Genomic DNA, 8,019 nt, shown 5'->3' on the forward strand with positions numbered 1-8,019 from the left:
CTTCGGCACGGTGGAGCACATGCTGTTCGACAATGCGAAGCTGCAGCCGGGCGAGACCATTCTGGTGCATGCCGGCGGTTCGGGCATCGGATCCGCCGCGATCCAGCTTGCAAAGAAAACGGGCTGCACGGTGATCACCACGGTCGGATCAGAAGACAAGATGGAAAAGGCCCGCGCGCTTGGCGCCGACCATGTGATCAACTATCGCGAGGACCGTTTCGAGGGCGTCGTGCGCAAGCTGACGAAGAAGAAGGGCGTCGACGTCGTCTTCGAACATGTCGGCGCGGATACCTGGGCCGGTTCCATGCTGTCGATGAAACGCGGCGGCCGGTTGGTGACCTGCGGTTCGACCTCGGGCGTTTCCACCAACGTCAATCTGATGATGCTGTTCCAGCAGCAGCTGAAATTCTTCGGCTCATTCGGCTGCCGGATGGAGAACATGGCGGACGCCATGGAGAAGATGGCGCAGGGCGTCGTTCACCCGGTCATCGATACGCTTGTCGATTTCGACGGCATCGACAAGGCGCTGGAGCGGATGGAAAGCCGCCAGGTCTTCGGCAAGATCGTGCTCCGGATCGGTGACTGAGCGCATCGTGCTTTGTGCATCCCAATGGACGCACAAGGGACGCTTCAGGCGTCCGGTGTTGTTAAGCTTGGCGTAAACAAGAATCGTCGTTAAAAGGCGGGCAGCGCGGTTTACTCGCGCTGCCCGCAGTCAATTCTGGGATCCTGATTCGTGAAATCCTCCATCACCCGCATCGTGCTCAAGGCCCGACAGTTCCAGCAATGGCTGATAGCCTATCTGGTATTCGGGCTTCTCTCCGTGATGAAGCTGTTTCCGGCGGATGGGTCGATCCGTTTTGCCGACTGGGCGATGCGCAGGATCGGCCCTTTCACCGGCCGGCACAGCCTGGTGCTGGAGAACCTGCACTGCGCCTTTCCCGAGAAGGACGAGGCGGAAATCCGGCGTATTGCGCTAGCCAGCTGGGGCCATATCGGCCGGCTTGCGGCGGAATATGTGTTCCTTGACGAGCTTTTCGACTTCGACCCGCAAAAGCCGGACGCCGGACGCATCGAGGTGGCGGGCGTGGAGCGCTTCATGGACCTTCTGGCGCTCGACAGGCCCTTTATCGTGTTTACCGCCCATACGGCGAATTTCGAGCTGCTTCCGGTCGCCGCCGCGTCCTTCGGACTCAACGTCTCGGTTCTCTTCCGCCCTCCGAACAATCCCTATATCGCCGAAAAGGTCTTCCGCTTTCGCCGCAAGCGCATGGGCGAACTCGTGCCCTCCCATGCGGGCTCCGCCTTTGCGCTGGCAAGCGCGCTCGACGCGGGCAGGGGGGTTGGCGTCCTTGTCGACCAGAAGTTCAAGCGCGGTTCGCCGTCGTCCTATTTCGGCCAGGAGGTGCGCACCAATCCGCTTCTCGCCAAGCTTGCGCGCCAGTTCGATTGCAAGATATTTCCCGCGCGCTGCATCAGGCTGCCGGACAACCGCTTCCGCCTCGAACTCGAAGAGGAAATGCCGCTTCCCCGGACGGAAAAGGGCGCGGTGGACGTTGCCGCCACGGCCCAGGCGCTGAACGACAAGGTGGAAAGCTGGGTGCGCGAATACCCGGAGCAATGGCTCTGGTACCACGACCGCTGGGCGCGCCGCAAACGATAGCGAAGCGGAGGACGCCCGATTATCTCAGGCGTCCGGCAACGAGCTCCTGTTCGAAAGACAGGTGGCGCCTCAACGCGCCGAAAAGGCCGCGCAGCATGTAACCGACCGCTTCGGTATTGACCGTGCTGCCGTTGGCAAGCCGTCGCAGGACGTCGGTGACCTCCTCGGCAAAGCAAAGGTCTTCGAAGTGTTCATAGGTCAGGCGGTCGAGCGCCTCGGCGACGGCGCGTGCGCCGGCCGCGCGGCGGATCGCCGGAAAGACCTGCATTTCTTCCGTTTCCTGGGCCGTGCGCAGCGCCGGCACCAGTTCTTCGGCCAGTCGCCGACAGTCGCCGCGATTGACATTGGCGGGAAGCGAATCGGCAACGTCTTCCAGTGCTTCGCACAGACGCTGGATCGCGGCGTGGGCCTCGCCCATCGCCACGCTTGCCGGGTTGTTCGTTTCGGGTATCTGCTGGGTCAATTGCGTGTCCAGGCAATCAGTCGCGAGAGTTTCGGCCGTCATGCGTTCCTCCCTGCTGACTCGACCGTTCATGCGCCATTTGCGGGCAAATGCGCTCCGCCTTCATTGACTTAGGTCAAGAATGGGCCCTGTTACCGCTTCCCCGCGTGTGAACGCTGTGCGTTGCTGACGCCGGGAAGCCGTGCAAATGTCATGAAACTCACAAGTGCGACGGATAAGACATTCCCGTAAAAGGTATATGAGCAGACCGAGAGGAAATGCCATGAATGAGATGTCGACTGACCAGGGTCGCCTGGACCGGGCCAGAAGCGTTCAGTTCTATATCGACGAACGTCCGTACTGGGTTGACGGCACGGAGGCGCCGCCGCCGAAAATGACGGGAACCCAGTGGCGCATCTGGTGGCTCTCGGTCGCCGGCAAGTTTTTCGAAGGTCTGGTGGTGTTCATGACGGGCGTCGCCATGCCGCTGATTGCATCGGAATTCAGCCTGAACGCGACGCAGCACGGCATGGTCGGTTCGGCTTCGCTGTTCGGCATTCTCATCGGTGCAAGCGCGCTTGGCGGGCTTGCGGACCGGTTCGGCCGCAAGCGCGTCTTCATCATGGAACTCGGCCTCTTCATCGCCTTCCTTACGGCGATCATCTTCACCCAGAGCTTCGCCTGGCTGATCGTCTGCCTGTTCGGCATGGGGCTGGCGCTCGGATGCGACTATCCGACCGCGCATCTGGTGATTTCCGAAAGCACGCCGTCGAAGACGCGGGGCGGACTGGTGCTGTCGGCCTTCGGTTTTCAGGCCGTCGGCGCGATCTTCGGCACACTGCTCGGCTATGTCATCCTGACCCTCGACCCCTCGATCGGGGCATGGCGCTGGATGTACGGCGTGGCGATCATTCCGGCGCTCGCCGTGTTCATCGGCCGGTTCTTCATCCCCGAAAGCCCGCATTGGCTTGCCGTCCACGGCCGCGGCAAGGAGGCCGAGTCGGAGCTGCAGAAGCTTCTGAAACGGGTGCCGGCCTATCCGACCAAGGTCAGCGTCTCCGAGCCGCCGCAACTCGCGCACAAGAAGAGGACCGGCTATCGCGCGCTGTTCCAGAGGCATAATCTGCGGCCGCTGATCCTGTCCTCCGTGCCGTGGTTCCTTCAGGATCTCGGTACCTATGGCATCGGCATCTTCACGCCCACCATCCTGGCCGCGACCGTCGGTCACAAGACGGAGCATGTCCGCAATGTCGCCGATCTGGTCAATAATGACCTGATCGCAGCCAAGGGAACCGCCTTGCTCGATGTTCTGCTTCTGGTCGGCATCATCGGCGCCGTTCTGCTTGCCGATCGCATCGGCCGCATCCGCCTGCAGGTCTTCGGCTTCATCGGCTGCGCCGTCGGCCTGTTCATCGCCGCGCAGGCCGGAAACTACTCGGGCCCGACCCAGACAGCGCTGATCTTCACCGGCTTCATGCTGTTCAACTTCATGACCAATCTCGGCCCGAACGCCCAGACATACCTGATCGCAGGCGAGGTGTTCCCGACCCATATCCGCGGCACGGGCGCGGGATTTGCCGCCTCCTTCGCCAAGATCGGCGCCTGCATGACCGCCTTCCTGTTCCCGGTCCTGCTGGCCGACATCGGCACGACGGCGCTGCTCTACGGCCTGGTCGTGACCTCGCTGCTGGGCGCGGTGGTAACCTTCTTCTTCCGCATAGAGACGCGCGGCATCAGTCTTGACGGCCACCATTGAGACCATAAGAAAAGCCCGGCCTCGTTGCCGAGACCGGGCTCTCTTCATTGCCGCGAACCGCTATCAGTTGGCAGCGGAGCGGGCGGCTTCAAGCCAGGTGTTGACCTGGTCCTGGTTGTTCTCGATCCACTTGGCGGCCTGGGCCTGAACATCGTCATCGCCGTTGTTCATGGCGGAGTTCTGCGCGAAGATGTCCGGCAGCGGAATCGACACTTCCTTCAGCAGCGCATCGACGGCCGGATTGTCGGCGAGGAACGCGTCATTGACGACCGGAACGATGTCGTTGGCGACAAAGCCCATGTAGCAGGGATCGGCGACGCAGGTGTCGAGGCCCTTGGCCGGAGCCGGCAGTTCGACGCCTTCCTTCTGCGGCACTTCGATCCACATCACGTCCTTGCCGGGCGCGAGCTGGTCAACGGTCCAGTTCGGCGTCCAGGTGTAGAACAGGATGTGCTCGCCGTTCTGGTAGGCGGCGATCGCATCGGCCATGGAGGCGGAGTAGCCGGCCTTGATCGGGTTGATCGAGTCGCCGAGATCAAAGTCTTCCATATGCTGGGAAATCGTCAGCTCGCAGCCCCAGCCCGGCGGGCAGGCGACGAGATCGGCCTTGCCGTCGCCATTGCGGTCGAAGGCTTCCTTGACTTCATCGCGCTTGAAATCGTCAAGCGTCTTGATGTCGAACTCTTCGATGGCCGCCTTGTCGACGAGGTAACCCTGAAGCGCGCCGCCCTTGGCAACCGCGCCGTCGACGCTGGCCTTGCCTTCGAAGGTCGATTCATAGGTCCTGTGCAGCGGGAACCAGCCGTTGACCCAGAGGTCGACGTCGCCCTGCGAGACGGCCTGATAGAAGGCCGAGGCGCCAAGCGTCATCGGGCCGGTCACGCTGTAGCCGAGGTCCTCGAACATCTGCTTGTAGATTTCGGCCTGGAACCAGCCGGTGTCCCAGTCGGCCTGGGCCATGCGGATGGTCTTGCCGTCGCCGGGCTCCTGCGCGAATGCGGCGGTGGCCGGCACAAGGCTGGCCGCGCCGATCATCAGGGCAGCGGTGAGCTTGCTGAGATTGTTGTTCATGAGTGTTTCTCCGTTTCTACGTGTTGCGGCGTCGCGCCTGCGGGGAGGCGGGCGCTTCACCTTGGCTACGGGATCGGAGATCCCTTGAAGGCGGCCCGCTGGCCGCCCCCGTTCTTAATCGGCGGCCTTCTTCTGGCCGCTGAACAAAGTTCCCAACGCCTGACGAAAGGTCATCCGGTTGGGATCGGAAGGCTCGACGAGGCCCTGGGTGATGCGGTCGAGCACGATGGCCAGAACCACGATGCCGACCCCGCCGGCGGTCGCGCCGCCGACATCCAGCCGGCCGAGGCCGGTGTTGACGACCTGTCCGAGGCCGCCGGCGCCGATGAGCGCCGCGATGACAACCATCGACATGGCGAGCATCAGCGTCTGATTCAACCCCGCCATGATGGTGCGCATGGCAAGCGGCAGCTGAACCTCGATCAGCGTCTGCGTATAGTTCGCGCCGAAGGCCTCCGAGGCCTCGATCAGATCCGTGCGCACGTTGCGGATGCCGAGATTGGTCATGCGGATGATCGGCGGCAGGGCGAAGATGATGGTGGCGATGATGCCCGGGGCCATGCCGACGCCGAAGAGCATCACGATCGGCACAAGATAGACGAAGCTCGGCACGGTCTGCATCACGTCGAGGATCGGCCGGACGATGCGCCACAACATGTCGCTGCGGGCAACCAGAATGCCGACCGGGACGCCGATGATGGTGCAGAAGAATACCGAGGTGAGGATCATGGCGAGCGTCGTCATGGTTTCCGGCCACAGACCGATCAGGTCGACGAAAAGAAACCCGAATATCGTCACCAGCGCCATGGTCCTGCCGACGATCCGCCAGGCGAGAAGCGCGAAGATCGCGGTCATCGCCAGCATCGGCACCCATGCGAGGAATGTGTCGAGCGCCATCAGCACCTGGTTGACGGGCACCTGAAGGGCACGAAAGAACGGCCGGAAATTGGGAACGAGGAAGCCCCGGACGAAGTCATTGACCCATGTGTCGAACGGGATCGTGAAATACTGCGATGGATCTAGCAAATCTCTGGTCTCCTGTCGGCTTATTCCGAAGCCGGCTGGCCTGCAGCCGGTTTGTTTTTCTCTGCCTCGGGGTCTTCGGTCTCCGTTTCAGGCTCCTCCGGATCGGCGGCGAGTTGCTCGAAGATCTGGTCCTGCGAGACAACGCCGACGAGTTTGCCGTCATCGTCTGTCACGGCCATCGGCACACCGCCCTGGGCTGCCGAATAGACCTCGTTGAGATAGGCTTGTTCCGAAACGGTCGGCGGTTCTGCGAACATGACTTCGCGGACCGGGGTTTCACGCGGACACTGCAATGCATCGGATCGCATCAGCAGGCCCACCGGCACACCACGTTCGACCACATAGGCGAGGTCAGTCTTGGCCTTGTCCATGACGCGAAGTGCATCGCGCGCAGTGGCGTCGACCTTGACCCAGGCGGCGTCGCTGGAAATATCGGAAACCTTGAAGACGCGGCTTCGGTCGATATCGGAAACGAAGGCGCGGACATAGTCGTCGGCCGGTTCGGAAACGATTTCCTGGGCGGTGCCCACCTGCACGAAGGCGCCGTCCTTCATAATGGCGATGCGGTCGCCGAGGATCATCGCCTCGTTGAGGTCGTGGGTGATGAAGACGATGGTCTTCTTCAATTCTTTTTGAAGAACGATCAACTCGTCCTGCATCTCGCGACGGATGAGCGGGTCGAGCGCGCCGAACGGTTCGTCCATCAGCAGGATTTCCGGATCGTTCGCCAGACCGCGGGCAAGGCCGACGCGCTGCTGCATACCGCCTGAAAGCTGGCTGGGATAGCTGTTGGCATAGGCGTCGAGCCCGACCTTGGCGAGCGAGGCCAGCGCCTGTTTGTGGCGCTCTTCCTTGCTGACGCCTTTCAGCTTCAGGCCAAAGGCGACGTTATCAATAATCGTTTTGTGAGGAAAAAGAGCGAAGTGCTGGAAAACCATAGTGATTTTCTGCCTGCGAACGTCCCTCAGGGCTTCCTTGCTACAGTTGGCAACATCGACATCGTCGATGATGATCGAGCCGGATGTCGGCGGGATCAGGCCGTTCAGCGTGCGCACGATCGTGGATTTGCCCGAGCCCGACAGACCCATGATGACGAAGATCTCGCCTTCCTGGACATCAAAGCTCACATTGTCGATGCCAACGGTAACACCGGTGGCCTTGAAGATTTCTTCCTTGCTCTCGCCGGCTGCGAGGCGACGTGCCCCTTCGCCGCTGTCATCGTTGAAAAGCTTGGAAACGTTTTTAGCGGTCAGTTTGACAGTCATACCTCTTCCTTATTCGGCAACAGGGGATGAGGGTCCCTGAGGCGTCCGTTCGACGGTTGAGCCTGCGCATTGCCCGCGCGGGCAACGCAAGGGGCCGGGGATGCGACGTTCGCATCCATCCGGACATGTCTCTCGCATCCGAGCGAAAGCGCAGGATCGGAAAAACCGGCCCGGCGAATGTCCGCGATACCCCGGAGCTCAAAAGAGCCCGACAAGGCCGCCTTGTCTATTGTCAGTTCAACGATTGAGCGGCCTCCGCTGTGTAGAATTATGGCGCTGGAATGTCAAATTTCCGGCGCCCAAGTGTCACGTATCTGGTCATGGAATGGAAATAGGGTGATTTTCACCGTTTCAAGGGGAAGGGCCGGGCAACAGGCGGGCTTTCGGCTTGAACCGCCGGCGCGGGCAGAGTAGTTCAGAGGGAATTTGATCGACACGGCGAGACGGGTAAAATCTTGATCGATCCCTATGAAGTGCTTGGCGTAGACCATGATTGCGACGAGAAGACCGTGCGGGCGGCCTATCGGCGGCTGGCCAAGGAAGCCCATCCCGACAGCGGCGGCGACGAGGAGCGTTTCGCCCGCCTCCAGGCGTCCTATGATCTTCTGAAGGATCCGGTGCGGCGCAAGGTTTTCGATGATACCGGCTATGATCCCGAACTCGCCGATCCGAAGGATCTCAAGGGTCTGATGCTGCTGGAGCCGCTCGTTAACGAGATGATCCTGGACGATCGCGAGCCGGGCAGTTTCGATCCGGTCGCGGCGATGCGGCGCAAGCTTTCCGACGACATTCTGAA

At 61.5% G+C, this 8,019-nt stretch carries 8 protein-coding genes; 4 read left to right on the plus strand and 4 right to left on the minus strand.

Going from position 1 to position 8,019, the window contains the following annotated elements; translation table 11 throughout:
* Both AC5DC2_RS15455 and AC5DC2_RS15460 read left to right on the plus strand, forming a co-directional pair.
* On the plus strand, window positions 1-586 hold a 586-nt coding region (locus AC5DC2_RS15455), incomplete at its 5' end, for a zinc-binding dehydrogenase (RefSeq protein WP_491699115.1).
* Window positions 587-736: 150 nt separating this feature from the next.
* Window positions 737-1,663, plus strand: coding sequence for a lipid A biosynthesis lauroyl acyltransferase (locus AC5DC2_RS15460; RefSeq protein WP_491699116.1), 927 nt, complete (start codon window positions 737-739; stop codon window positions 1,661-1,663).
* Between the two features lie 19 nt (window positions 1,664-1,682).
* On the opposite strand, the gene AC5DC2_RS15465 is transcribed toward AC5DC2_RS15460, so the two are convergent.
* Entirely contained in the window at window positions 1,683-2,168 is a 486-nt protein-coding gene (locus tag AC5DC2_RS15465) for a hemerythrin domain-containing protein (RefSeq protein WP_244435522.1), read from the minus strand.
* A gap of 220 nt (window positions 2,169-2,388) precedes the next feature.
* On the opposite strand from AC5DC2_RS15465, the gene AC5DC2_RS15470 reads away from it, so the two are divergent.
* Window positions 2,389-3,861, plus strand: a complete 1,473-nt coding sequence (locus AC5DC2_RS15470; RefSeq protein WP_491699117.1) for an MFS transporter — start codon at window positions 2,389-2,391, stop codon at window positions 3,859-3,861.
* A 63-nt stretch (window positions 3,862-3,924) separates the two neighbouring features.
* Here the strand turns inward: AC5DC2_RS15470 and proX are convergent, their stop codons facing one another.
* The 3 genes from proX to AC5DC2_RS15485 form a co-directional block, all read right to left on the minus strand.
* Window positions 3,925-4,932: a glycine betaine/L-proline ABC transporter substrate-binding protein ProX gene (proX, locus tag AC5DC2_RS15475; protein WP_024707095.1), complete on the minus strand. Its 1,008-nt coding sequence runs from the start codon at window positions 4,930-4,932 to the stop codon at window positions 3,925-3,927.
* A 114-nt stretch (window positions 4,933-5,046) separates the two neighbouring features.
* Complete coding sequence (locus AC5DC2_RS15480; RefSeq protein ID WP_024707096.1) at window positions 5,047-5,958, minus strand: ABC transporter permease; 912 nt, start codon at window positions 5,956-5,958, stop codon at window positions 5,047-5,049.
* Window positions 5,959-5,978: 20 nt separating this feature from the next.
* Window positions 5,979-7,223, minus strand: coding sequence for a quaternary amine ABC transporter ATP-binding protein (locus tag AC5DC2_RS15485; protein ID WP_491699118.1), 1,245 nt, complete (start codon window positions 7,221-7,223; stop codon window positions 5,979-5,981).
* A gap of 455 nt (window positions 7,224-7,678) precedes the next feature.
* Between AC5DC2_RS15485 and AC5DC2_RS15490 the strand changes: the two genes are divergently transcribed.
* A partial coding sequence (locus tag AC5DC2_RS15490; RefSeq protein WP_491699119.1) for a J domain-containing protein occupies window positions 7,679-8,019 on the plus strand: 341 nt, incomplete at its 3' end.

Source organism: Martelella sp. (genome assembly GCF_984369615.1).

Bases quoted from the DNA above. Each gene is read 5' to 3' on its own strand.
- AC5DC2_RS15465 (WP_244435522.1), bottom strand. From the start codon at position 2,168: ATGACGGCCGAAACTCTCGCGACTGATTGCCTGGACACGCAATTGACC.
- AC5DC2_RS15470 (WP_491699117.1), top strand. From the start codon at position 2,389: ATGAATGAGATGTCGACTGACCAGGGTCGCCTGGACCGGGCCAGAAGC.
- AC5DC2_RS15485 (WP_491699118.1), bottom strand. From the start codon at position 7,223: ATGACTGTCAAACTGACCGCTAAAAACGTTTCCAAGCTTTTCAACGAT.
- proX (WP_024707095.1), bottom strand. From the start codon at position 4,932: ATGAACAACAATCTCAGCAAGCTCACCGCTGCCCTGATGATCGGCGCG.